Annotated in this window: 23 protein-coding genes and 1 other RNA gene; 11 read left to right on the top strand and 13 right to left on the bottom strand. The window is 32.6% G+C overall.

Annotated features, from left to right (window positions below; translation table 11 throughout):
* The first annotated feature begins 10 nt into the window (after positions 1-10).
* Both J3U00_RS06480 and J3U00_RS06475 read left to right on the top strand, forming a co-directional pair.
* Positions 11-1,165, top strand: a complete 1,155-nt coding sequence (locus J3U00_RS06480) for a zonular occludens toxin domain-containing protein (protein WP_267331931.1) — start codon at positions 11-13, stop codon at positions 1,163-1,165.
* Position 1,166: 1 nt separating this feature from the next.
* Complete coding sequence (locus J3U00_RS06475) at positions 1,167-2,390, top strand: type II secretion system protein GspD (RefSeq protein WP_267331930.1); 1,224 nt, start codon at positions 1,167-1,169, stop codon at positions 2,388-2,390.
* A gap of 629 nt (positions 2,391-3,019) precedes the next feature.
* On the opposite strand, the gene J3U00_RS06470 is transcribed toward J3U00_RS06475, so the two are convergent.
* Together J3U00_RS06470 and J3U00_RS06465 are read right to left on the bottom strand one after the other, a co-directional pair.
* On the bottom strand, positions 3,020-3,532 hold the full coding sequence (locus J3U00_RS06470) for a hypothetical protein (RefSeq protein WP_267331929.1): 513 nt from the start codon (positions 3,530-3,532) through the stop codon (positions 3,020-3,022).
* A gap of 705 nt (positions 3,533-4,237) precedes the next feature.
* On the bottom strand, positions 4,238-4,417 hold the full coding sequence (locus J3U00_RS06465; protein ID WP_065606978.1) for a hypothetical protein: 180 nt from the start codon (positions 4,415-4,417) through the stop codon (positions 4,238-4,240).
* A 133-nt stretch (positions 4,418-4,550) separates the two neighbouring features.
* Between J3U00_RS06465 and J3U00_RS06460 the strand changes: the two genes are divergently transcribed.
* Positions 4,551-5,666, top strand: coding sequence for a phage/plasmid replication domain-containing protein (locus J3U00_RS06460; protein WP_267331928.1), 1,116 nt, complete (start codon positions 4,551-4,553; stop codon positions 5,664-5,666).
* Positions 5,667-5,818: 152 nt separating this feature from the next.
* On the opposite strand, the gene J3U00_RS06455 is transcribed toward J3U00_RS06460, so the two are convergent.
* The 10 genes from J3U00_RS06455 to thrS all read right to left on the bottom strand — a co-directional run bounded on the left by J3U00_RS06455 (position 5,819) and on the right by thrS (position 16,219).
* The gene (locus J3U00_RS06455) at positions 5,819-7,759 is read right to left on the bottom strand and encodes a peptidase U32 family protein (RefSeq protein ID WP_267331927.1); all 1,941 of its coding nucleotides are present in this window, start codon (positions 7,757-7,759) and stop codon (positions 5,819-5,821) included.
* 100 nt (positions 7,760-7,859) lie between these two features.
* Positions 7,860-8,729 (bottom strand): protease HtpX, encoded by an 870-nt coding sequence (gene htpX, locus J3U00_RS06450; protein ID WP_065734110.1) that lies wholly within the window; start codon positions 8,727-8,729, stop codon positions 7,860-7,862.
* 205 nt (positions 8,730-8,934) lie between these two features.
* Positions 8,935-9,030: signal recognition particle sRNA small type (ffs, locus tag J3U00_RS06445), an RNA gene on the bottom strand.
* Between the two features lie 139 nt (positions 9,031-9,169).
* Entirely contained in the window at positions 9,170-9,463 is a 294-nt protein-coding gene (locus tag J3U00_RS06440; RefSeq protein ID WP_034882129.1) for an integration host factor subunit alpha, read from the bottom strand.
* A gap of 5 nt (positions 9,464-9,468) precedes the next feature.
* A complete protein-coding gene (gene pheT, locus J3U00_RS06435) occupies positions 9,469-11,856 on the bottom strand; it encodes a phenylalanine--tRNA ligase subunit beta (protein WP_267331926.1) in 2,388 nt (795 codons plus the stop codon).
* Positions 11,857-11,872: 16 nt separating this feature from the next.
* Entirely contained in the window at positions 11,873-12,856 is a 984-nt protein-coding gene (pheS, locus tag J3U00_RS06430) for a phenylalanine--tRNA ligase subunit alpha (RefSeq protein ID WP_065734108.1), read from the bottom strand.
* A gap of 204 nt (positions 12,857-13,060) precedes the next feature.
* Positions 13,061-13,414 carry a 50S ribosomal protein L20 gene (gene rplT / locus J3U00_RS06425; protein ID WP_024496189.1) on the bottom strand — a complete coding sequence of 118 codons (354 nt, stop codon included), beginning with the start codon at positions 13,412-13,414 and terminating at the stop codon, positions 13,061-13,063.
* Positions 13,415-13,445: 31 nt separating this feature from the next.
* The gene (rpmI, locus tag J3U00_RS06420) at positions 13,446-13,643 is read right to left on the bottom strand and encodes a 50S ribosomal protein L35 (RefSeq protein ID WP_034882133.1); all 198 of its coding nucleotides are present in this window, start codon (positions 13,641-13,643) and stop codon (positions 13,446-13,448) included.
* An 83-nt stretch (positions 13,644-13,726) separates the two neighbouring features.
* Positions 13,727-14,266, bottom strand: a complete 540-nt coding sequence (infC, locus tag J3U00_RS06415; protein WP_065562102.1) for a translation initiation factor IF-3 — start codon at positions 14,264-14,266, stop codon at positions 13,727-13,729.
* A 27-nt stretch (positions 14,267-14,293) separates the two neighbouring features.
* Entirely contained in the window at positions 14,294-16,219 is a 1,926-nt protein-coding gene (gene thrS, locus J3U00_RS06410) for a threonine--tRNA ligase (protein WP_065562103.1), read from the bottom strand.
* A 274-nt stretch (positions 16,220-16,493) separates the two neighbouring features.
* On the opposite strand from thrS, the gene J3U00_RS06405 reads away from it, so the two are divergent.
* Positions 16,494-17,225 carry a hypothetical protein gene (locus tag J3U00_RS06405; RefSeq protein ID WP_267331925.1) on the top strand — a complete coding sequence of 244 codons (732 nt, stop codon included), beginning with the start codon at positions 16,494-16,496 and terminating at the stop codon, positions 17,223-17,225.
* Positions 17,226-17,318: 93 nt separating this feature from the next.
* Here J3U00_RS06405 and recO read toward each other — a convergent pair whose 3' ends face one another.
* The gene (gene recO, locus J3U00_RS06400; protein ID WP_267331924.1) at positions 17,319-18,011 is read right to left on the bottom strand and encodes a DNA repair protein RecO; all 693 of its coding nucleotides are present in this window, start codon (positions 18,009-18,011) and stop codon (positions 17,319-17,321) included.
* A 150-nt stretch (positions 18,012-18,161) separates the two neighbouring features.
* On the opposite strand from recO, the gene J3U00_RS06395 reads away from it, so the two are divergent.
* The 7 genes from J3U00_RS06395 (at position 18,162) to J3U00_RS06365 (ending at position 25,173) form a co-directional block, all read left to right on the top strand.
* Positions 18,162-19,790, top strand: coding sequence for a Na+/H+ antiporter (locus J3U00_RS06395; protein WP_065562106.1), 1,629 nt, complete (start codon positions 18,162-18,164; stop codon positions 19,788-19,790).
* Entirely contained in the window at positions 19,791-20,297 is a 507-nt protein-coding gene (ubiT, locus tag J3U00_RS06390) for a ubiquinone anaerobic biosynthesis accessory factor UbiT (RefSeq protein ID WP_267331923.1), read from the top strand. It begins immediately after the preceding gene.
* Between the two features lie 260 nt (positions 20,298-20,557).
* Positions 20,558-21,619 carry an alpha/beta fold hydrolase gene (locus tag J3U00_RS06385; protein ID WP_267331922.1) on the top strand — a complete coding sequence of 354 codons (1,062 nt, stop codon included), beginning with the start codon at positions 20,558-20,560 and terminating at the stop codon, positions 21,617-21,619.
* Positions 21,620-21,851: 232 nt separating this feature from the next.
* Positions 21,852-23,288, top strand: a complete 1,437-nt coding sequence (gene sbcB / locus J3U00_RS06380) for an exodeoxyribonuclease I (RefSeq protein WP_267331921.1) — start codon at positions 21,852-21,854, stop codon at positions 23,286-23,288.
* Between the two features lie 106 nt (positions 23,289-23,394).
* Positions 23,395-23,838 (top strand): CidA/LrgA family protein, encoded by a 444-nt coding sequence (locus J3U00_RS06375; RefSeq protein ID WP_267331920.1) that lies wholly within the window; start codon positions 23,395-23,397, stop codon positions 23,836-23,838.
* A complete protein-coding gene (locus tag J3U00_RS06370; protein ID WP_267331068.1) occupies positions 23,835-24,524 on the top strand; it encodes a CidB/LrgB family autolysis modulator in 690 nt (229 codons plus the stop codon). The genes J3U00_RS06375 and J3U00_RS06370 overlap by 4 nt, the downstream gene beginning before the upstream one ends.
* 1 nt (position 24,525) lies before the next feature.
* On the top strand, positions 24,526-25,173 hold the full coding sequence (locus J3U00_RS06365; protein ID WP_267331919.1) for an ElyC/SanA/YdcF family protein: 648 nt from the start codon (positions 24,526-24,528) through the stop codon (positions 25,171-25,173).
* Positions 25,174-25,403 lie beyond the last annotated feature (230 nt).

Raw genomic sequence — 25,403 nt, 5'->3', positions numbered from 1 at the left:
GCTATAGTAAATGGCGATTTATATAGTTACAGGTGCTCTTGGTGCAGGTAAGGGCCTATTTTGTGACATGATAGCAACACAAGCTTATCGAGCTGGTCGTCGTGTTGCCTCTAATTATCCAATTAACACATATTTAATGGATAAAAATTCAAAAAAATCAATTACAGTTATTCCACCAAAATTTACATATGATGATTTAATAGCACTTGGTCGTGGTTGTGATGAAAATGATTTATCGCAATTGGGTGTGTTAATTCTTGACGAGCTAGCTATATCATTAAATAGTCGCAATTTTAAAGATAACGGACGTCAAAAGCTTTTAGAATATTTTATACAATCACGCAAATATGGTTGGGATATTTATATGCAAGCTCAAGATGCGTTTATGATTGATAAGCAAGTCGTTGATGCTATGACAGAGTTTACAGTTAAACTGTCACGTTTAGATAGTTTGCGAGTTCCATTTTTATCATCATTTTTAGAATTAATTTCTCCACAGAATTTTGGACGAACAGCTAAACGTAAGAGCATTTTACCGCATATTGTTAAATATCAAATTTTTCATAATTCTGGAGGCAAACCGATTGAAAAAGGCTCTTTTAGAGCTAAAGATTTTTTTGGTATACATGACACTAATTTTATTTTTGAAAATGATGAAACTAATGATCACATTAGAGAAATGCATCATCTTGATTTTGTTAGTCAATCACAAATTGATAAAGATAAAGAAAGTCAAAAACCGCGTTTTAAAAAATTGCTTGCATTCATTAAATTATTTCTTTGCATATTGCTTTTTTATGTCATTTATTTTTGTTGGTCTCATTTCATTTTTTTAGATAAAAAAGAAAAAAAAACATCATCAGAACTAACTTTTCAGCAACAAAATCATTCTGGATCAGCTGAGCTAACTCCTCAGTTACAACAGAAAGAAGCACAACCGCAACTTTCAACAAGATATAGAATTGTTGGCTATTTGAGCACAGGACAAGCTTTTGCACGTTTTGTTATTAGAGATATGCAAACTAATCAAATAATTTATTTAATGTCAGATTATGCATATAACGGGCTAAATACATCGATTATTTATCAGTCGGAATTAGTTACATATTTTTCAGGTGTTGATAATACTAATTTATCTGAAAATTTTTTATTAAAAGGAAACTAGAATGAAACACTATTTATTTGTTTTTTTTATTTCATTATTATCAATTCGATTAAGCTATGCTAAAAATATTCAATTAGATATTGATAAAATGCCGTTACCAGATGCTATTTCTCTTATATATCGTGATGTTTTTAAAACACCTTTTATGTTGGCTCCCGAATTGACTACAGATAAACGCATGTTAACAATGCATATTCTGCCGACTGTTGATGAACGAGAATTTATAGAGCGTTATTTGCTAAATATGAATATTAAAATCAGTAAAAAAAATGGTGTTGATTATATTTATTCTTTTGTTCCTGCTCCGCCCGTTGAAAAACTACAAAATTTTGTTTATAAACCTAAATTTAGAACAGTTGATTATTTGTATCGTTCGTTAAATCAAATAATGACAATGCCTATTTCTCAAAATACATCACAATTTAGTTCACAGGGTACACAGTCTTATGTCGCAATATCACAACAGCAAAGAATTTTGACAAATCAAGGTGATTCTTTGCTTTTTAGAGGTACTCAATCAGAAATTAAACAATTAAAAAGTTTGCTCGTTGATATAGATAAACAAGCTGAACAAGTGCAAATTATGGCTTATGTTTTTGAGTTACAAACATCTGAAAAGCATGGTTCTAGTCTTTCGTTTTTGTCTAAATTGTTTTCAGAAAAATTAAATATTGGTATAAATGCGGGTAATGTTTTAAATGCAGGGGATTATATTAAATTTTCAAATAGTTCATTTTCATTTTTAGCTGAATTATTTGATAACGATTCAAGATTTAATGTTATTAGTTCCCCACATTTAAGAGTGACTAGTGGTAATCAAGCTCGATTTAGTGTTGGTTCTGATGTTCCTGTTTTGGCTTCTGTAACTCATACAGATAACAACAAGTCAGTTCAATCGATAGAATATCGCTCATCAGGTGTAATATTTACTGTTAAACCATTGATTACAGAAAATATTATCACTTTAGATATTAATCAACAGTTATCTAATTTTGTTAAAACTGAAACAGGTGTAAATAATTCTCCGACTTTGATAAAAAGAGAAGTTAATACTAATATTAATTTAAATGACGGTGATATTGTTGTGCTTGGTGGTTTAACTGATAGTAAAGATTCAAATGCAAAAACTGGATTAAGTTTTTTACCAATTTTTAATAGTAAATCAAATGAAAAAAATAAAACCGATATTCTAGTTGCATTATCAGTATCAAGAATAAAATACTAGTTAATGCTTATACTGTGAAATTTAGTATAATCTATAGTCGGTTATAGACGAACAAATTTATAAAATGGAAAAAAGGCATTTATATATTTATTTTAAATATTTGGTTGATAATAAAAAGAGTTTATCAAATCTTACTTATTTTCAAATACAATTTATGTTTAATTTAATTTCAATTCTCGATGAGAATTATTGTTCACCCAATCTACTCTTCAAAAGTTCTTCTGTTAATTTTTTAGCCTTTAAATGCCAAACACATCCCATTAAAATTATTGAACTATTAAAAAAAATATCCGAGAAAGGTTTTTTAATTCAATGTTATCCGCAGTTTGGTTATTACTATACACTTCCTATAAGAAAGATATCTAAGTATTATTATAATCGATTAAAGAGAGATAAATCATTTAGTCATATTGTACATAACTCTGAAATTATTCATGATTTACTTCTTGACATAAGATTAGACTAAATGAGTAGTTTAATTTGTCAATGGCAAAGCGGAAGACGCAGCGCATGAAATGCGACCGTGTGAGCATTTGACGAAGTGAACCATTGACAACATTAATGAATGTAAACTAGGAAAGGTGGAAAGATCACAAAGTGATGCTTTCCACTTGTTCAACAATTTGAAATTATAAAGATTCCAATTCATTTTCATTTTTTTTGGAATTATCTTTTTTATCTGTTTCTTCTATAAATTTATCAAATTCATTAAAAATATATTCAACAGTTGAATCAAAAGACATATGGGGAGCATATAGATGAATAATAGTTTGATCATCTGTGTATTCAGCATATTGATTGCCTACGAATGGTCTTTCTTCCACTATTAATTTGTATTTTTTTGATAAATTTTCATACAATGATTCAAATTTAGATTTTTTAAATGTTGCTGAAACATATAGTAGTATATTTTCATCTTTTGAAAAAATAAGCGTTACTTTTGAGGCATCAAGTGGTAGTTCGCTGTTTTTTATCGTATACATTGGTCCTTTGGAATAATAATTAATTCCATTGTCAATTAAAGTATATTTTTCCTGTGCTTCTTTTAATGTAGTTTTATGAATTTCAAGTCCAAATGGAGCAGGGTTGGCATAAAGTATTGAGCTGAACATTAAAGTAATTATGATTAATATTTTTTTCATTCCTAATTTCCTTTTATTATATAACTTTATAATTTTAGAACGTTTATAAAAGATCGAAGTTTTATATCATAGTATAATTATTATTTAAAGAAAAATAGACGTGGAGAATGATTCTATTTAATAATTTAAGAAAATTAATAGAACCAGATAATTTCTATAAAAAAATAGTTCGCATAATGTAAAATGCGTTATGTTGAAGTCGCAGATTGTAAAATGTTGGCCGACAAAGTCGGCTAACAATCAAGAATTTAGCATAACGCCATTATGCGTACTAATACTAATTATGATATTGTTTCTTCCTTTTTGAATTATATTTCCAGCTTTTTGACATCTTATATACGTAGGATGGGTAATCATCCCAAGGGTTGGCTATATTACTTCCCCTTGACGGCCTAATTTTTAGTTTATACTGTTTATATTCAATCATGTGAATGCAATAGGCACTTTTTTCTTGTTTAGTGCTGAAATGTTTATGTGACTCACTATGAACATAAGTATAATATTCAATTTCACCTACACGCGTTTTACGTATACTACGTCTTGAAAATTGTTTTTTTAGTTTTAACATACTTTCTCCTAATTTATTAAATAGTTAGAAGAAAGCCTCCTTATAATAATTCATATATATACCTTATTAATTTTAGGGTTAGAGTTCGGATGTTCAGTGACACCCGAACTTTACCGTACTTTCCTACGGTGAAATAATTATTTTTTTGTTGCTCTATCTATAAAATCATCTGCTGCTTCTCTTGCATATTCATCTATTATATACGTAAGTAGCTCTGACCATTTTATTAATTTTCCTGTTTTAACAGATATATTTATAGCTAATTTCTCCAATTCAATTTTTCTATTTTCTGTTATGTTGTATGTCATTCTTTTCATTTATGCGTTCTCATTTTGTTTTACACAAAACCATTATATTAACTAATGAGTTCATTATTGCATTAACTATTGTGTTATTGTGTTAATTGGTGTTAATATATTTTTAAGTAACTAATTAACTAATGAGTTCAAAATGTTTTATGACTGGTTATCAATAGAGCAAGATTTCGGATATCAACTACCAATTATTGGTGATGTTGCATATCAACGTATCTTTATTGAAACTGGCGAAGCTAGTGCATTATCGCAACCTGCTTATAGACATATTGGTTCATTTTGTGATTCTGTGTTGATAAAAATTAGTGGCTCTGTGTTAAAAATGTCGGGAAACCCGTCACGGTGGGGGCGTATAGAAAATTTATTCGGATTAAGTACTATTGACAGTTGTGTAGATGTCTACAATAGAATACTGACTAATCTTAATCTTCCTCATTTTACGAAATGTTCTAAATTATTTTTTAGACAGCTAACTGATTCAAAAATAGAAAATTTTTCAAATGGCGCAATAATAAAAGAACTTCATATCACATCAAATAAAATTGTAGGGTTTGGTAATGTTAACGATTATTTAGCTGGTTTGTCTACGTTAAATTATCGATATAGTGTTCCTCGTTTGCATAGCAATGGACAATCTGTTGATTGGCTATCAAAACAAGGTAATGCTCACCTGATTTATCCAACCGTTTATAACAAATCTCACGAACTTGAACTACATAGTTTAACAAAAATAAAAAATAAATTTGGTGAAAACTCAAGTGAATTCAGATACTTAAGTAGTGTAATAGAATATTGTCAACAGAATGGCGTAGTACGATTTGAACAAAAACTAAAATCCCGATTTTTAAAACGAGAAAATTTGCATTACTGGGGATTATCAGACTATACACGATTAAATAAGTTACATGATGAATTTTTAAATTTAGATAAAAAACTGGCGGTTAATGCGATGGATTTTGAGACGATCAGTGAACAATTAATAAGGCATGGTGTTGTAGAAACAATGCGATCAGCAAATACGACAGCAATGTATGCAATTCAGTGGATGTGTGGTGGATCGTTTGATTTTAGTAAAAAATCAGTTCAAACACATAGAGCACGATTACGAAAAATCGGTATTGATATAGCTCAGCGTTACAACTTAGCTAAATTTAGTCCAGTTGCTGTACGTGAAATTAGAAAAGTTGAAGTTTCTGATTGTCCGATTCCAGATTGGTATCAAATGCCACAAATTTTTAAATTAGTGGCATGATTTAGCCCTTTTCTTATGAATCTATATTGGTGCGCATAATGTATATTATGTTAAACAATAACATTATTACGAACTAAAATAACACCTTTTGCATTACTATTTATCGCTAATATTTTTTATTAATTAGATATAAATTTTCAATAATCAACATGTTAATTATTATTTGTCAGTAAAATAACTTCACTACCAAGTACTGGGATTTTTAAAATATGTTTTTTGATTTTTCCCCAAACCTGCATTTCACAAGCTTTACAGTTGAATTTTAAAATTAATTCTTCATTATTATTTTGAATTAATTTCATTGGTGTTACTTTAGTTTTAACTCCTTGAATCCCTTTAGCTTGTTTTGGACATAAATTAAATGCAAATCTTAGACAATGCTTTGTAGTCATTAAAGGAACGTCATCTTTAACTTCGTGAGCTTCAAATGCACTCTCGATTAGTTTTACACCATGTTGAGCATAAAATTCACGAGCTTTGTGATTATAAACATTAGCTAAAAAACTTAATTGTTGTTCAGGATATATCGGTGTTGGATGTACTTGAGGTTTACGAATATTTCTTCGATAATTATTTAATCGCTCTAGAGTTAATTTATCAATAATATCTCGTCTTAACTGATTTAATTGACTGTTGGGAACAAAATAAGCTTGGTTTAAATCTATAATTAACTCCGCTAAATAATAGGTTGTCTGGCCTAACTTAGATAAACTATCTCTTATATTATTGAGAGCTTTATCCTGTTGCTTAGCTAGCTCAAATGGGCCTTTCAATTCAATTTTAACGCTACTACCCTCTTCACTTGATGCAATTAACTCCAAACCGTTTGCTATATTTTTAAGCCTAAATGTTACACCGATACGACGGCAACAAGATTCTTTTAATAAAATTTGTTGCCAATTATGATCTAAATTGCGATTAATTTGATAAGGTAATTTTATAGAATATAATGCTTTAGGTATTTCATTAGGAAATACTTGATAATGATTATTATCAATTTTTTCTACTTTATCAGCTCTAAAACCTATAATTTCCCTTTTGATTAAAACATTTAATCCATCACCATTAGTTAACGCTTGTTCTGATTTTATTACGATAGATTGTTTAGTAATTTTTATAATTTCACCAATTGTTAAGCCAATAAATTTGGGTGAATCAAATGCACCAATATTGGCTTGTCTACCTCGAACAAAATAATCGGTAGATCCTCTGTGGAATGTTCTATTTGGATCTGGGGTAAAAAAGTGTTCAGTTTTACCACTCGATGCGGCAACAAAATTTGTATTTTTTTCTAAAATATTATCTAATTTTTTACGATAAAATGCGGTTATATTTTTAACATAACTCAAATCTTTGTATCTGCCTTCAATCTTGAAAGATCTCACTCCGGCTTGTATTAACTCTATCAAATTATCAGACTGATTATTATCCTTCATTGATAAAAGATGTTTTTCATAAGCGACGATGCGACCTTGTTCGTCTTTTAATGTAAATGGCAATCGACAAGCTTGAGAACAGTCGCCTCGATTAGCGCTTCGACCCGTTTGTGCATGAGAAATATAACATTGACCAGAAAATGCAACACATAATGCGCCATGAATAAAAAATTCAATATTTGCATCAATTTGTTGATGTATGTTTGCTATTTCGGTTAAATTTAATTCTCTCGCTAAAACTATTTGAGAAAAACCTACATCGGAAAGAAATTTAGCTTTTTCTGGCATTCTAATATCCATTTGGGTACTAGCATGTAAATCGATTGGTGGGATATCCATAGCTAATATTCCCATATCTTGAACTATCAAAGCATCCACACCAGCATTATATAATTGCCAAATTAGTTGTCTTGCAGCTTCAAGCTCATTGTCATGAAGAATTGTGTTTAAAGTTACAAAAACCTTAGCGTAAAAATGATGAGCAAATTCTATTAGTTTAGCAATATCACTTACTGAATTACCAGCATTATGACGAGCACCAAATTGAGGACCGCCAATATAAATAGCATCAGCTCCATGTAAGATAGCTTCTTTTGCAATTTCTATATTTTTTGCGGGGCTAAGTAATTCTAATTTAGTAGTGTGTTGCCTATACATGAGAGATTCTCTGAAAAATATTAGAATGGTATATTAAATTTTAATTAAAAAATGGCAAATATGATTAATATTTGCCATTGAAGTTTTTAAATATTATTTATTAAAGAATATTAGATTGATTACGCAATGCTTCAATACGTTTATCTAAAGGTGGATGAGATAAGAATAGTTGAGAAAATCTAGCTTTCTTCTCACCATTAATACAGAATGCCAAAATTGATGCTTCTTCACTTGGCTCATGACTCAATTTTAATTTTTCTAAAGCAGCAATCATTTTAGTAGACCCTACTAATTTCGCTGAGCCTGCATCAGCATGGAACTCTCGATAACGTGAAAACCACATAGCAATGATGCTTGCTAAAATACCAAATACAGTTTCAAAAATCATTACGATGAAATAATAAGCAAAAGTAGATAATCCTTCACTTCTATCTTCCAAAGCTTTTGTTACGATTGAAGCAAAAATTCGTGAAATGAAAATAACAAAAGTATTAAGTACACCTTGTAAAAGCGCCATTGTCACCATATCACCATTTGCAACGTGACTCATTTCATGTCCAATTACAGCTTCAGCTTCATCTTGAGTCATAGCGGCTAAAAGACCCGAGCTAACAGCTACGAGAGAATTATTTTTAGTTGCTCCGGTTGCAAAAGCATTTATATCTTCTGCTTGATAAATCGCAACTTGTGGTGTTTTTAATTTCAATTCATTTGCTTGACGATTAACTACATCTAAAAGCCATTGCTCTTGAGCGTTGCGAGGATTAGTAATTATTTTCCCACCAACAGAACTTAAAGCCATTCTTTTAGATAAAAGAAGTGAAATAAAAGACCCACCAAAACCAAATATAGCTGCAAATATAAGTAATCCTAATGTACTATGAGCATCAACGCCACAAATACTTAAAATAATACCAAATACAAACATAACAGCTAAGTTAGTTAGGATAAATAATCCAACTCGCATCATAAATAATTCCTCATTACTGTTTTTCTAATATGAATAATTTTACTTAAGAAGATAAATAAAATTTGATATATGATCGCAAAAATGTTGCATCTCTACAACCTCTTTAATATGAAATTTTGAAAGGATAAATTAAGTGACTATTTAATAGCCATTAAAAACAATGGTAAGTTAATAGCAATATTAATTTAGAGAATTTTGGAGGAGACCCTATCAGCCACATCCCACACACATATTTTTTACTTTGGCTGCTTCCTTCCGGACCTGACCTGATGAGCAAAAAAATGTTGCAAGAGGACCCATAGAGCCTCCATTGGAGAGGCGTTATTATGCTTTAATTAGCAAATTATTACAATATTTATAACGAAAAAAGAACTAACCTTCCTGTCTTGTAATAACAACAGAAAGGCTATTACATATCAAACGAAATTTAAAAGTGTTAACTATAGAGTTAAATTTTTCTCAATTCGTTCTCTAAATTTAATACCTGGTCTAAATGTGACAACTCGACGAGCTGAGATATCAACACTTTCGCCTGTTTTTGGATTGCGACCTGGTCGTGAATTTTTATCACGAACAGCGAAATTACCAAATCCAGACAGTTTAACAGGTTCACCTTTTTCTAAAGCAACTCGAATTTCTTCGAAAAAAAGTTCAACTAGGACTTTAGCTTCTTGACGATCAATATCAAATTTATCGGCAAGACGATCTGCAATATCAGCTTTAGTTAATGTCATAATTATTATTCTCTTAATAGGGCATTGAAACGGTTTTGTAAAGCAATAACACACTTGCTTACAATGTTTGTTATATCTTCTTCTTCTAGTGTACGTGATTTGTCTTGTAAAATCAAACTGATAGCAAGGCTTTTCTGATCTTTATCTATGTTTTCACCTTGATATACATCAAATAAATTAACTCTTACAAGTTGTTCACCACCAGCATGTTTACACTCAGAAATAATATCTGCTGCTGGTATTGTGTTAGATACAACTACAGCAATATCTCGCTTATTAGACGGATATTTAGATAACTCATGAGCAACTGGTACTCTTTTATCATTAATTTTATCTAAATTTATTTCAAAAACAAGCGTTTTACTATTTAAAGATAATTTTTTTTCAATTTCTGGATGTAAAACACCAAAATTACCAATAAGCTCGCCATTCAAGTAAATAGCAGCACTTTGTCCAGGATGTAATGCATCAAGCTCTGATTTCTGGTATACAATTTTTTCATTACAACCTAAAAGAGAAAATAGTAACTCTAAGTCCCCTTTCAAATCATAAAAATCAATATTTTGTTTAGGTAATGACCAATGCTCTTCATAAAGAGTGCCAGTAAGAACACCAGCAAGCATCAATTCCTGGCGAACACCAAATTCACATGAATCATCTGGAATAAAACGTAAGCCAGTTTCAAATAATCTCATCCGAGATTGTTGGCGATTTTGATTATATATTACAGCATCTAATAACCCTGACCATAATGATAAACGCATAACTGACATTTCACTCGAAATAGGATTAGGTAATGTAATATGATGCTGCTCTGGGTGAAGAAGTTGTTGAATTTTAGGATCAACAAAACTATAAGTCACAGCCTCTTGATAACCTTTATCTACTAATAAATTTTTCACTCTAGACAAAGGGACTATATTTTCAGGTTTTGGCTTCATTACAGATTCTATTTTCAGATTCACATTAGGAATATTGTTATAGCCATAAATTCGAGCAACTTCCTCAATTAAATCCTCTTCGATTTGCAAATCAAATCGCCAACTTGGTGATTTAACAGTCCAAACATTTTCATTATAAGAAACTTCACAGCCCAATCTAACTAAAATGTCTGTAATTTTCTGAGTTTCAATTACATAACCTATAATTTGATCCACTTTATGTCTACGTAGTTGAATTGTAGCTTGAGAAGGAAGCTCTTTTTCGTTTGTAATTTCAGAGATAGGACCTACATCACCACCACAAATATCAACAATTAATTGAGTTGCTCTTTGCATAGCAGATAATTGTAAATAAGGATCAACACCACGTTCATAACGGTGAGAAGCATCAGTGTGTAAACCATATTCACGAGCTTTACCAGCTATTGCTAATGGTGCAAAAAAAGCTGATTCAAGGAAGATATCTTTTGTGGAAGTTGTTACGCCAGATTTTTCTCCCCCCATAATACCAGCCATTGCTAATACTTTTTGATGATCGGCAATAACGAGTGTTTTATCGTTTAGTTTTACTTCATTCCCGTTTAATAAAACAAGTTTTTCATCTTGATGAGCATAACGAACAATGATTCCTGAATCGATTTGCGCCAAATCAAATGCGTGCATCGGATGACCTAATTCTAATAACACATAATTAGTAATATCGACAATGGCATCAATTGAGCGAATACCACCACGGCGTAATTTCTCTTTCATCCAAAGTGGTGTTGTTGCATTAACATCAATATTTTTTATTACTCGACCAAGATAACGTGGCGCAGCTTTAGGTTCATTTATTTCAATCGACACAGTATCAGCAATAGTTGCTGGAACACTTTCAATATTAAGTTGTTTCATTGAAATATTGTTAACTGCAGAGATATCTCGGGCAACACCAATGATACCAAAACAATCAGCCCGATTAGGCGTAACACTAATCTCAATCATAACATCATTAAGATTTAGATATTTTCGGATATCTTTCCCTAATGGTGCATCATTAGGCAATTCAATAATGCCACTATGATCTTCAGATATTCCTAATTCAGAGTAAGAACAAAGCATACCTTCTGAAGGTTCGCCACGTAATTTGGCGGCTTTAATTTTAAAATCACCTGGTAGGACAGCCCCAATTGTTGCACAAGCAACAGTTAAACCCTGACGACAATTTGGTGCACCACAAACAATATCCAGTAATTCAGGCTTGCCAATATCGACTTTAGTTACACGGAGCTTATCAGCATTAGGATGTTGTTTACACTCAACTACCCTTCCAACAACGACACCTGAAAAATCACCAGCAACTTTTTCAACATCATCGACTTCTAGTCCAGCCATGGTTAATTGATCGGCTAACATTTCGCTACTAATTTCTGGATTGATCCATTCACGTAGCCAACTTTCACTAAATTTCATGTTTTGATCTCCAGAATTAATTAAATTGTTTTAAAAAACGTAAATCATTTTCAAAGAAAGAACGCAAATCAGTGACGCCGTAACGCAACATAGTTAACCTTTCAATTCCCATACCAAAGGCAAAACCATTATATATTTCAGGATCTATTCCAACATTACGTAATACATTAGGATGAACCATACCGCATCCTAAAACTTCTAACCATTTGCCATTCTTAGCCTTGATATCCACTTCTGCTGAAGGTTCTGTAAATGGAAAATATGCAGGTCTAAATCTAATTTCCATATTATCCTCAAAAAAACAATGAAGAAAATCATGCAATAACCCCTTCAAATGGGTAAAACTTACATTTTTATCTATCAATAACCCTTCCATTTGGTGAAACATTGGCGTATGCGTTTGATCATAATCATTACGATAAGTTCTACCTGGAGCAATGATTCGGATTGGCGGTTTTTGATTTTCCATTGTTCTTATTTGAACTGTAGAAGTTTGAGTGCGTAATAAACGTTTTGCATCAAACCAAAATGTATCGTGATCAGCACGTGCAGGATGATGAGCAGGAATATTTAATGCATCAAAGTTATGATAATCGTCCTCGATTTCTGGTCCAGTCTCAACAACAAAGCCCAGTTCTCCAAAAAATTCAACTAAACGATTAATTGTCTTAGTAACTGGATGTAAACCACCTAATTCTAGCGACTTACCTGGTAATGTAATGTCAATTGTTTCATTTGCTAATTTTGCATTAAGAGCCTGACGCTCTAAAAAGTTACGCTTCTGATTTAATAACTCAACAACTTGTTGCTTAGCATCATTAATTTTCTGACCTACAGCGGGGCGTTCATCAGCGGGAACATCACGTAAAGAAGCCATCTGCATTGTAAAATAGCCTTTTTTACCAAAATATTCCACTCGAATTTGTTCTATGGTATTAATATCATTAGCATTTTCAATAGCGGATTTGGCATTGCTTACCAGTTCAACTAATTGAGACATACAGTTCTCCTGCTTATTGTTTATTACATAAAAAAAGCCTCTTCTGAGGCTTTTATAATTATTTTTCGTTTTTTATTTGCCTCACGAACGAATAGCATTATTGAAGCTAAAAAAGAAACGAAAAATAACTAAATTCATAATTAACTCTTAAATAATCTTTTTATAAAACATAAAAGCCGAGATAACTCGGCTCTTATAAAGCTATTAAAGTGCAGCTTTTGCCTTTTCAACTAATGCAGCGAATGCATTTTTATCAAATACTGCAATATCTGCAAGGATCTTACGATCGATTTCAATTGAAGCTTTCTTTAAACCGTTGATGAAACGACTATAAGAAAGACCACATTGACGAGCAGCAGCATTGATACGTACAATCCATAATTGACGGAATTGACGTTTACGTTGACGACGGTCACGATAAGCATATTGTCCTGCTTTAATTACTGCTTGGAAAGCAACACGATATACACGTGAACGAGCACCATAATACCCTTTTGCTTGTTTTAAAATTTTCTTGTGACGTGCACGAGCAATAACACCACGTTTAACACGAGCCATAAACTATATCCTCTAAAAAATTAATCAATAATTAAGCGTATGGAACACACGCCACTACTAAACCTAAATCGCCTTTTGACACAGTAGTCAAACCACGTAAATGACGTTTACGCTTAGTTGATTTTTTAGTTAGGATATGGCTCTTGTTAGCTTGTTTATGCTTAAAGCCACCAGAAGCTGTTTTTTTAAAGCGCTTTGCTGCGCCTCTTACAGTTTTAATTTTAGGCATTTTATAAATTTCCACTTCGCATTGTTAATAAAAATAAAATAATGGTGTAATTTTCAGAAACTAAAAATTAACTTGGAAAACCATTACTTTTTCTTCGGCGCTAACACCATAATCATTTGACGACCTTCAATCTTAGTTGGATAAGATTCAATAACCGCCAAATCAGCTAAGTCTTCTTTAATGCGGTCAAGCATTTCAATACCTAACTGTTGGTGAGCCATTTCACGTCCACGAAAACGCAACGTAACTTTGGCTTTATCGCCATCTTCAAGAAAGCGTATCAGGCTGCGGAGTTTTACCTGATAGTCGCCTTCGTCTGTACCAGGTCGGAATTTAATTTCCTTAACCTGAACAACCTTTTGCTTCTTCTTCTGTTCTTTTGTTGCTTTACTCTTTTCATAGAGGAATTTGCCATAATCCATAATTCGACAAACAGGTGGCTCTGCATTAGGACTTATTTCAACTAAATCCAACGTTGCTTCTTCAGCTTGTTTTAAAGCTTCATCTAAGCTAACAATACCGAGCTGTTCACCATCGACGCCGGTTAACCTCACCTCGCGAGCTGTAATCTCATCGTTAATTTTGTGCGCGCGTGTTGACTGAATTCGCTTACTGACTTTAATATCTCATTCCTCCAAAGTAATTTATCATTAATTCATCTGTTCTAATGAACGACTATGAATTTCATTAAGCAATAATTCTATAACATGTTTCACTTCAAAGCTACCAAGATCTTTACCTTGGCGTGTTCTAACTGAAATTGTTCCTGATTCCATTTCTTTGTCTCCACAAACAAACATATAAGGAACACGTTTTAGAGTATGCTCACGAATTTTAAACCCTATTTTCTCATTTCTCAAGTCTGCTTTTGCTCTAATACCAACTTTTTGTAATTGGCTGGTTAATTGTTTCGCATAATCAGCTTGATTATCGGTAATATTGATAACGGCCACTTGTAATGGTGCTAACCAAGTTGGGAAGAATCCTGCACAATCTTCAGTCAAAATTCCCATAAAACGTTCCATCGAACCTAAAATCGCTCGGTGAATCATAACTGGAACATGACGTTCATTATCTTCACCTACATAAGTTGCATCTAATCTTTCTGGTAACATAAAGTCGAGTTGGACAGTACCACATTGCCATGCACGGCCTAAGCAATCATGAAGCGTAAATTCAATTTTTGGCCCATAAAATGCACCTTCGCCAGGTAAATACTCAAATTCAATACCATTTTCAGTTAAACATTCTGCTAAATCTTTCTCGGCTAAGTCCCAAGTTTCATCTTTACCAATACGTTTTTCAGGACGAGTTGATAATTTAACAGTGATGTCTTTGAAACCAAATGTGCTATACATGTCATAAACCATTTTGATACAGTTATTAACTTCACTGCGGATTTGGTTTTCAGTACAAAAGATATGTGCATCATCTTGAGTAAAACCGCGAACACGCATTAAACCGTGTAATGAGCCTGACGGTTCGTTTCGGTGACAACTACCAAACTCAGCCATTCTTAGGGGTAAATCGCGATAAGATTTTAAACCTTGATTGAAAATTTGAACGTGCCCTGGGCAGTTCATCGGTTTAATACAGTATTCACGATTTTCAGATGAAGTAACAAACATCAACTCTTTATAGTTACCCCAGTGACCTGTTTTTTCCCATAAAACCCGATCCATCATAAATGGACCTTTCACTTCTTGATAATCGTATTCTTTTAGTTTAGTGCGAACAAAAACCTCAAGTTCACGGAAAATAATCCAACCATCGTTATGCCAAAACACCATACCAGGTGCTTCTTCCTGCATATGATACAAATCTAGCTGTTTACCAATTTTACGATGGTCTCGCTTAGCTGCTTCTTCTAAAAATTGTAAGTAACTATCAAGTTGTTTTTTATCAGCCCATGCTGTGCCATAAATACGTTGTAACATTTTATTATCACTATTACCCCGCCAATATGCTCCAGCAATTTTTTGTAATTTAAAATGATGGCAAAAACGCATATTCGGCACATGTGGCCCGCGGCACATGTCAATATATTCTTCATGGTGATAAAGTGCAGGAGTAGAATCTTTTGGAATATTTTCATCTAAAATAGCAATTTTATATGGTTCATGACGCTCCCAGAATACTTCTCTAGCACGTTCCCAACTTACTACTTCTTTTATAACTTCATAATCTTTCTTAGCCAATTCATGCATACGCTTTTCTAGAGCATCAAGATCTTCCTGAGTTAGAGAGTGATCTAAATCGACATCGTAATAAAAGCCGTTATCAATCGTTGGACCAATTGCCATTTGCGTATTTGGCCAAAGTTGTTTAATTGCATGCCCCAACAAATGAGCGCAAGAGTGACGAATTATTTCAAGCCCATCTTCATCTTTTGATGTAATAATAGATAAAGTTGAATCTTGCTCAATTAAATCACAAGCATCTTTACGTTCACCATTTACTCGCCCAGCAATACATGCTTTGGCAAGACCAGCTCCAATACTTTGAGCAACTTCTAAAACAGTAACAGGCTTATCAAATTGACGTTGACTTCCGTCAGGAAGAGTAATAATTGGCATAATAAATCCTTATAACAGTGGTGCGCCACACGAAAGCGCACATGCGTACATAAAAAATAGTTGTGTATACTACCACTTATCTTAAGGATTTTAAATAGAATACCGAGGGTTTATCACAGATTTTATTATAATAATTTAATAACACTTAATTAGTCATAATTAATTATAAATAGCTGAAATGAAACATAGCCAGCAAAAAAATATTATATATAATAATATAATGTATTAAGATAAATATGTTTAACTACATAATATATAAAGGAATATGAAAGTAATGCATACAAAATATTTTATCGCTATTTTATCTTTATTAACTTTAATTGTAACTGGATGCCAATCTTATCGTAATAGTGGTATTGCATCATCTAATACTGTTACAGAAAGTGCTAATAAAAGCTTAGGGACTCAATGGGGAGATGGCATTGAATCGCATGTTCAGCAAGTAAGTATGAAACGTACCCGTTTTTACCCTATTGATATTATTACTATCAATTATTCAGCACATCAATATAATGGAAAAGCAATTTCAGAAGTTATGTTGAATAATGGCAGAATTGGTATGGCTTTCCTTGATGATCGTGGCAAAAAATGGCCATTAACTAAACAAAATAACAACGTTAAGTTACAAGGTAAAGTAGGACAAAGTTACCGATTATTCTATCGTAATTACTCTTCTAATACCTATGAAATTGTAGCAACTATTGATGGATTAGACGTTATTAATGGTAAAGCTGGTTCATTATCAAACAATGGCTATATTTTAAGACCACATGACACACTTGTGATTGAAGGCTTCCGTAAAAGTAATAATGAAGTAGCTGCTTTTACTTTTTCTGACAGCTCTAGTGCTTATGCTAATCATAATAGTGAAGGTTCAGCAACAAATATAGGTGTAATAGGCACGGCAATATTCCAGTTAGAGGATAATAGTAGAAACTATCAAAAATTAAGTCCAAATGCTTTTCCTGCTGATAATGGTAATTATGCCAAACCTCCGGTTTATTAATTTATGATTAATCATCTTTCCGTCAACATTGTTGACGGAATAGATCTGATACATTTTACATAAAGTACCGTTTAAATTAAGTTAAAAGACAAATTATATTTTTAAAAATAATTCTCTACTTTTAAATGGTTTTGCACCAACATAAGGTTTTAACGCCATCCTTGTAAAACGTTTTGCCGCTTTAAGTGTATCGATATTGTGAAATTGCCTTTTCCCTAAAGCTAAGACTTCTTCACCAGTGAAAGCGGTACTATTTTGTAACAAACTACAAATAAAACCTTTTTCTGAAATATATTGATAATGCATAGATTCAACAATATCGTCACCTGTTGCACTGCAATGAAAAAAATCAACGTGATAACCCAAATTTTCAAGTAAGGACAATTCAAATGCTCGTAACACGTTTTCAGCAGGAACTTGTTGGGCTAATTGTTGTATACTTGCTAGATAATCATCAAACAACGTAGTTATTTCGGTTTCGGCGACTAAAACACGGTGTAATAGTTCATTTAAATAAAAGGCGCTATATAAATAAACAGAAACAAGAGGTAAAGTAAGGGAAACAGCCTCAACTTGACGTAAAGTTTTTATTTCTCCATGACCTGAATATTGAACAATTAGTGGAGTAAAAGGTTGTAAAACACCTTTTAATGCAGAGCGTTTACGCCTAGCACCTTTTGCTAAAATGGTTACTTTCCCAACATTTTCAACGAATAAATCGACTAGCAAACTGCTTTCACTGTATGTTCTGGTATGTAATACAAATGCTCTTCGCCAATTTTCCATCTAACCTGCCCATTAATTAAATTATTACTTTTTTTGATCAATAATAGAGATTGCTTAAAATTTGAGTGATTTTATACAATTTTAACCTGAAATATTCTTAAAAATCCTATATAATAGATAACTATATATGGGATAACTAAAAGAGTAGCTATGGAACTATTTTCAACAATATTACTAATAGTATTAATTGTATCACTTTCTGGTGTCATTATAAAAATGTTACCAATACAGATCCCATTGCCTCTAATGCAAATACTACTAGGTAGTATTCTTGCCGCATTAGGTATTTATTTAGAGTTTAACTCAGACCTATTTCTTGTACTGTTCATTCCTCCTTTACTATTTGCTGATGGACGTAAAACTTCTGTAAAAGATTTTGTTCATAATGTACGAGAAATTGTTGGGCTAGCGTTGGTTCTAGTGGTTATATCAATTGTTGCGTTGGGATACTTACTGCATTGGATGCTACCAGATATTTCAATGCCAGCCGTATTTGCATTAGCAGCAGTATTATCACCTACCGATGCCGTCGCACTTAGTGGTATTGTCGGTAAAGGGCGAATTGAAAAAGAGAAGATGGAAATCATTGAAGGCGAAGCCTTAATGAATGACGCTTCTGGCCTTGTTTCCTTAAAATTTGCACTTGCAATTGCAGCTGGTGCATTTGAATTCAACTTATTACAAATCAGTATATCCTTCTTCGTGGTTGCTTTAGGTGGATTAGCTGTTGGGGTGATATTCACTTGGTTATATGCTCGTATTTTGCGTAAAATAAACCAACTAACAAACAATGATCCCGCAATCCAAATCGTACTATTATTCTTACTACCATTTGCCGCTTATATCATTGCTGAAGAATGTCACTGTTCCGGTATTTTAGCTGCAGTAAGTGCTGGTATGACAGTTAACCACTCAGGAATGATGCGTAATGCACCTTTAACAACTCGCTTACAATCTGATAGTGCATGGTCAATGTTAACGTTCGTATTCAATGGATTTGTTTTTGTTCTATTAGGTATTCAGCTTCCAAGTATTTTAAAAAATACATTTGCTGAAAACCAAACCGATGCATCAATTGAATTATGGCAACTATGCTTAATTGTATTGTTCGTTTTTATAGTATTAATGGGCACTCGATTTGCTTGGCTTTGGGCTATGAAAAAAATGCCAACAATGCCATTTGGCACAAAGCGTCCATTAGCATTTAATTCATATACCACACGTGATTTATGGATATCTACTTTTGCTGGTGTCCGCGGAGCGATAACACTAGCCGGTGTATTATCTATTCCAATAACCATTGCGGGCAGATATCAACTAGTATTTATTGCTGCTGGTATTATATTAGTATCATTAATATCCGCTATTATCATGTTACCAATTTTATTACGAGGTAGTGTGATCTTGGATAACTCCGAACAAGACAACGAAATATTAACCGTAAAAGGACAAATGGCTGAAGAAGCTATCGTTAGTCTTGAAAAAATGCAAACTAGCCTTTTACAAGAAACGTCTGAAGAAGGCCTAGATCAAGAAATTATCCACGAAGTTGGTTCACGTGTTATAGGTTCATTAAGACGTCGAACTGGCTTAAAAGATTTAGAACAAAAAGCTCTTGAAGCTGAAAATCTAGAAAGACGTATGCGTTTAGTCGCAATTGGGGCGGAGCGCACCGCATTACTTCAAATGAAAGTTCGTGATGAAGTTAGTGAAGAAGTTTTCGAGCATCTAAATACCGATTTAGATATTTATGAGAAGATGATCTCTGGAGATGCGTAAATGATTGGCAATAAACACCAATTTCTAGGAAGAATTCATTCACAATTTGTCGATAAAGCGCCACAAATGTTGGGTATGACATTACAATGTATACCCTTTAGCGTAAAAAAAAGAGCTATTGAACAATTATTACAATTGCAATTCAAACATTCACTTGAAGATGGCGAGCTAGATTTTTTAGAAAATCGTTGGCTCAAAATCCAAGTTATCGATCTTCAATTAGTCTGGTTTGTCAGCTTAATTGATAACAAACTTGTGGTTAGCCGTGAAGAAATACCTGATGTAAGCTTCATCGGCAATGCCAATGACTTAATAATGATAGCAACTAGACGGCAAGATCCTGATACATTATTCTTTCAACGCCGACTCATTGTTGAAGGCGATACTGAATTAGGTCTCTATGTAAAAAACTTAATGGACTCGATTGAAATCGAAGCTATGCCAAGGTTCTTAAGATTAACTCTCAAAAAGCTAGCTGATATCATCGAAAGCGCACCCAAAGACTAAAAATTCTATTAAATAACTTCAAGAAAGGGAATTGATAATTCCCTTTTTACTAACTTAAAGAACTTTCCGTTTATACTTAAAATTCATATTCAAATTTAATTATTTAATGTAAATAAACGTATTTTTATTGGATGACTATCATTTAATAAATTATTATAGAAACTAACGTTGGAAAAAATTCATTCAACGTAAATATTACCTTCCTACCCTATCTCTTACACATATGATTCATAACGTAATTATGAAGGAGAGAGCCACATATGAATAATATAAAAAAAGCGCTACTATTTTTTATTTTTCTTGTTTTCGCATCGCAAGGATATTGTTCCGAGTTCTATAACCGAAAAGAAGGTGATTATATTATTGAAAAATTTAAATTTAATGATGGTAACACAATTCAAAATTTGAAAATTCATTATGTCACTATCGGCGACCCTAAAGGAAAGCCAGTATTAGTTTTACATGGCACAACTGGCAATGGAGATTCAATGCTTAATGACAGTTTTGGTCATGCCTTATTCGATAAAGGAATGCCGTTGGATGCTGAAAAATATTTCATAATATTGCCTGACGCTATTGGTACAGGTCAATCTTCGAAACCCTCTGACGGTTTGAAAGGAAACTTTCCTCATTATGATTATACCGACATGGTTAATGCTCAATACATACTTTTGAAAAAAGGTTTAAATATAGATCATCTTGAACTTATTATTGGTAACTCGATGGGTGGAATGAATACATGGCAATGGGTAACTATGTATCCTAATTACATGAAAGCAGCAATTGCAATGGCAGCAACCCCTGCGCCAATGTCTAGTCGAAATTGGATAATGAGAAAGATGATCATTAATTCAATTAAAGACGATCCTGATTGGAGTAATGGCTTTTATAGCAAACAACCTGAAAAATTCCAAACTGTTTATAATTACTACGATATCGCGACTAACGGAGGTGATATTGCCTGGCAAAATAACGCTTATAACACCCAGAAAACAGAAGAAATATTAGCAAATAAGTTAAAAGAACGAACAACAATGGACGCGAATGATTTTTTATATCAATGGGATGCAGCCAGAAACTTTGATCCAACAAAAGAGCTAACAAAAATTAAAGCATTTATGTTAGTTATCAATTCAGAAGATGATGAAAGAAACCCACCAAACACAGGTTTAATGGAAAAAGCGCTTAAGGATGTTGTTGCTGCTAAATATTATCTAATTCCAGCAAGTGATAAGACCCGAGGCCATGGTACAACCATGAATGCTGAATTATGGATAGAAGAGTTAAAAATATTTCTAAAAGAACTCGATAATTATTACTAATTTAGGAGGATTAGAAAAGTGAATATATTATTATATTCACTTTTTTATTTGAGCTTATCTTCCAATAATTTTATTTTATCCCACATTACTCTCATTAAATCTGATATAATATAAAATATATAACTATCGATATTTAGTTAATATTTTTCAATATCAGACTTAAATATCATCCTAAAACCGATAAACAAAACAGCTTGATTTAATAAATTAAAATACAAAAAATTATAAAATAATGAAAAATAATTCACAGCAGATAACCTTTTATTTTCACGATTATGAAACTTTTGGCATAAATCCAGCTTTAGATCGCCCTGCTCAGTTTGCTGGTGTTCGAACTGACAGTGATTTTAATATTATTGAAGAACCTTTAGTCATCTATTGTCAAATAGCCCAAGATTATCTTCCCAATCCTGAAGCTGTGCTAATAACTGGAATAACACCACAAAAAGCAAATCAACAAGGTATATGTGAAGCCGAATTCACCAAACAAATACATGAAGCATTTAGCCAACCTAACACGTGTATCTTAGGCTATAATAATATTCGTTTTGATGATGAAGTGACTCGCAACATCTTATACCGTAACTTTTATGACCCTTATGCTTATAGTTGGCGAAACGGTAATTCAAGATGGGACCTACTAGATGTCGTCCGAGCTTGTTATGCATTAAGACCGGAAGGGATTAATTGGCCAATAAATGAATCTGGTTTCCCTAGTTTTCGATTAGAAGATCTCACTAAAGCTAATAATATTAAACATGAACATGCGCATGATGCTATGTCTGATGTCTACGCCACCATTGCGATGGCAAAATTAATTAAGCAAGTACAACCAAAGTTATTCAATTACTTCTTCACACTACGTAATAAAAATAAAGTTGTCGAGCTTATCGATATTGCCAACATGACGCCAATAATTCACGTTTCTGGCATGTTAGGTAGTTATCGCGGTAACATGTCATTAGTTAGCCCTATTGCATGGCACGCAAATCAAAAAAATGCAGTGATTGTTTGTGATCTTACTGGAGATATCGATTCACTGATTAATTTACCAGTCGAAACTATTCGAGAGAAACTCTACACTAAAACTGAAGATCTTGATGTTGATGAACAACGTATCCCATTAAAACTAATTCATATTAACAAATGCCCAATCATTGCGCCATTGAGTACACTATTACCCGATAATGCAAAGCGTTTTGATCTTGATAAACAAAAATGCTTAGAAAATCAACAAAAACTACTGGAAAATCAAAGTTTATTACAAACTAAAATGCGTGAACTATTTGGTATGGATAATGAATACTCAAATAACAATAGTGATGTCGATGCGCAAATATATGCAGGCTTTTTAAATGGAAATGATTTATTAAATTGTGAAACGATTCGAACTACTCCCCACCAATTATTAGATAGTTTATCGTTAACTTTTGATGATCCAAGATTAGCAAAATTACTGTTTCGTTATAAAGCTAGAAACTATCCAGAAACGTTAACTGAACAAGAGTTACGAATCTGGCAAGATCATTGTCGTGATAAACTAGATGCAACTAAAGTTCAAGATTATATGCAAACCCTTGAACAACTTGCTGAGATTTATATACAAAAACCTGAAAAGCTGGCATTACTAAAACAACTATATCAATATTGTCATTATTTAGTTGGATAATTAAATGTTACGGGCGTATCATATACGCCTGTTCAAAGTACAATGCCATCTCTTACTATAGAATTGGTAATCATAATTTAAGTTTTAAACAATTAGCATTTAATTTATGAAACACTTTTTAGCCAAACATGCAACCATTAAGCATCGACTTTATTCTTTATACTACACACTATTTAGCTACGGTCGAGGCTTGATTATCCTGACCATTTGCTTATGGGCAGGAAATGTCATATCTGCAATCTTACCAATCATGATCCCTGGAAGTATTATTGGTTTATTGATTTTGTTCATTTTATTAACTTTTCAATTAATACCAACGTGTTGGATAAAAAATAGCTGTAATCTTTTCATGCGATACATGACGGTGCTCTTTATTCCTGCGGCGATGGGGATAATGGATAATTATTCATTACTCTTAGATAATTGGATACCGATAATTTTTGCTAGTGTTGGTGGTTCAGTTATTGTCTTATATTTAACCGCTTTTTTAACTGAACATCTGCATAAAAAAGTCGTTAAAACCTCCGATAATAGGGAGAACCAATCATGATATGGATGCTACCATTAACCGTTTTGGTTTTTTTAATTATTAGAAGAATCTCATTTAAAATTAAAAATCCGTTATTTAACCCATTAGTCATTTCGGTTATTGTATTAATCCCTATTTTATTAATAACAAATACCGAGTATGTTGAATATGTTAAAAACGTAAAAATTATTAACGATCTACTTCCTTACTCTGTCATTGCTTTGGCTTATCCTTTATATGAACTAATTCCACAAATAAAAGCCCGTTGGAAGTCAATCATGATTATCACCTTCACTGCCTCCATAGCGTCTATGGTAACCGGTGTGTTTATTGCATTATGGTTAGGTGGTAGTAAAGAAATTGCTGCATCAGTATTACCTAAATCAGTGACAACAGCCATCGCGGTAACCATCGCTGGTAATGAGGGTGGCGTTCAATCAATCGCTGCATTATGCGTAATACTTGTTGGAACACTAGGCGGTATTTTTGGTCATCAATTATTGAACGTTGCTAGAATAAAAACTCCTTCAGCAAGAGGATTATCAATTGGTGCAGTATCTCATGCTGTAGGTACAGCTCGTTGTATTGAAGTCAATTATAACGAAGGGGCTTATAGCTCCCTATCTCTAGTTTTATGTGGTATTATGACCTCATTAACAGCACCATTTTTATTCCCAATAATGGTATTTATTTTTGATTGGTTTTAGTATGAAGTTAAAAAAACTTATTGCTTATTTTATTGCTTTTTTTTCATTACTACTTGCCTTAGTAATTGGACTCGACTTTTGGATAAGCTATAAGACAGCACCTTACATTTATCACGATGAAAACAAACTTCCCTACCGAACAATTGGTGTTGTATTAGGAACATCTAAATATGTAAAAAATGGCGGAATCAATGGTTTTTATCGCAGCCGAATAGATGGTGCGATTGATCTGTATTGGCAAGGTAAAGTTGATTATTTATTGCTAAGTGGCGACAATGCGCAATTAAATTATAACGAGCCAATTATGATGCAGAAAGATCTTATAAAAGCTGGCATACCTAAAGAAGCCATTGTATTAGATTATGCGGGTTTTCGAACCTTCGATTCAATTGTTCGTGCAAATAAAGTCTTTGATGCAGATGAATTTACGATTATTACACAAGAATTCCATTGTGAACGAGCAATATTTATTGCCTTAGCGCAAGGTATTCAAGCTCAATGTTTTGCTGTCCCTGCGCCTAAAAGTATGAAATTAGTTCGAATTAGAGAGATGTTTGCACGAGTAAGTGCTTTTATTGATCTTTACATCCTAAACAAAGAACCTAAATTTCTTGGTCCTACCATTCCAATCATTAATAATCAAAATTAATAACATTATATAAATCTAAAAAAAGTTGAGGAACGGGGTTTTTGAACTAAGTATATGGTCATATATCTCACATTATTATTTAATCTTCATGTTTTTTATAATTCTAAGTACTGATAATTATACAAACAACTTGATACAACACTAAAATAACGACAGTAAAAAAAGTTGAGGAGCCGGGTTTTTAGCTTAAAAATCAAGCTAAAATATCGTTGTCTAATAATTTAGATTGC

Origin of the sequence: Gilliamella sp. B3127 (assembly GCF_026536935.1) — a bacterium.
In the GTDB taxonomy this organism is placed as follows: Bacteria; Pseudomonadota; Gammaproteobacteria; order Enterobacterales; family Orbaceae; genus Gilliamella; species Gilliamella apicola_E.
The sequence above is the reverse complement of the archived record's forward strand: the minus strand, read 5'-3'. Positions and strand labels throughout refer to the sequence as shown.

Bases quoted from the DNA above. Each gene is read 5' to 3' on its own strand.
- J3U00_RS06395 (WP_065562106.1), top strand. From the start codon at position 18,162: ATGGAACTATTTTCAACAATATTACTAATAGTATTAATTGTATCACTT.
- sbcB (WP_267331921.1), top strand. From the start codon at position 21,852: ATGAAAAATAATTCACAGCAGATAACCTTTTATTTTCACGATTATGAA.
- J3U00_RS06405 (WP_267331925.1), top strand. From the start codon at position 16,494: ATGCATACAAAATATTTTATCGCTATTTTATCTTTATTAACTTTAATT.
- J3U00_RS06385 (WP_267331922.1), top strand. From the start codon at position 20,558: ATGAATAATATAAAAAAAGCGCTACTATTTTTTATTTTTCTTGTTTTC.
- J3U00_RS06470 (WP_267331929.1), bottom strand. From the start codon at position 3,532: ATGAAAAAAATATTAATCATAATTACTTTAATGTTCAGCTCAATACTT.
- pheS (WP_065734108.1), bottom strand. From the start codon at position 12,856: ATGTCTCAATTAGTTGAACTGGTAAGCAATGCCAAATCCGCTATTGAA.
- thrS (WP_065562103.1), bottom strand. From the start codon at position 16,219: ATGCCAATTATTACTCTTCCTGACGGAAGTCAACGTCAATTTGATAAG.
- rpmI (WP_034882133.1), bottom strand. From the start codon at position 13,643: ATGCCTAAAATTAAAACTGTAAGAGGCGCAGCAAAGCGCTTTAAAAAA.
- pheT (WP_267331926.1), bottom strand. From the start codon at position 11,856: ATGAAATTTAGTGAAAGTTGGCTACGTGAATGGATCAATCCAGAAATT.
- J3U00_RS06465 (WP_065606978.1), bottom strand. From the start codon at position 4,417: ATGAAAAGAATGACATACAACATAACAGAAAATAGAAAAATTGAATTG.
- J3U00_RS06365 (WP_267331919.1), top strand. From the start codon at position 24,526: ATGAAGTTAAAAAAACTTATTGCTTATTTTATTGCTTTTTTTTCATTA.
- J3U00_RS06375 (WP_267331920.1), top strand. From the start codon at position 23,395: ATGAAACACTTTTTAGCCAAACATGCAACCATTAAGCATCGACTTTAT.
- J3U00_RS06440 (WP_034882129.1), bottom strand. From the start codon at position 9,463: ATGACATTAACTAAAGCTGATATTGCAGATCGTCTTGCCGATAAATTT.
- recO (WP_267331924.1), bottom strand. From the start codon at position 18,011: ATGGAAAATTGGCGAAGAGCATTTGTATTACATACCAGAACATACAGT.
- rplT (WP_024496189.1), bottom strand. From the start codon at position 13,414: ATGGCTCGTGTTAAACGTGGTGTTATTGCTCGTGCACGTCACAAGAAA.
- J3U00_RS06475 (WP_267331930.1), top strand. From the start codon at position 1,167: ATGAAACACTATTTATTTGTTTTTTTTATTTCATTATTATCAATTCGA.
- J3U00_RS06455 (WP_267331927.1), bottom strand. From the start codon at position 7,759: ATGTATAGGCAACACACTACTAAATTAGAATTACTTAGCCCCGCAAAA.
- ubiT (WP_267331923.1), top strand. From the start codon at position 19,791: ATGATTGGCAATAAACACCAATTTCTAGGAAGAATTCATTCACAATTT.
- J3U00_RS06370 (WP_267331068.1), top strand. From the start codon at position 23,835: ATGATATGGATGCTACCATTAACCGTTTTGGTTTTTTTAATTATTAGA.
- J3U00_RS06460 (WP_267331928.1), top strand. From the start codon at position 4,551: ATGTTTTATGACTGGTTATCAATAGAGCAAGATTTCGGATATCAACTA.
- J3U00_RS06480 (WP_267331931.1), top strand. From the start codon at position 11: ATGGCGATTTATATAGTTACAGGTGCTCTTGGTGCAGGTAAGGGCCTA.
- htpX (WP_065734110.1), bottom strand. From the start codon at position 8,729: ATGATGCGAGTTGGATTATTTATCCTAACTAACTTAGCTGTTATGTTT.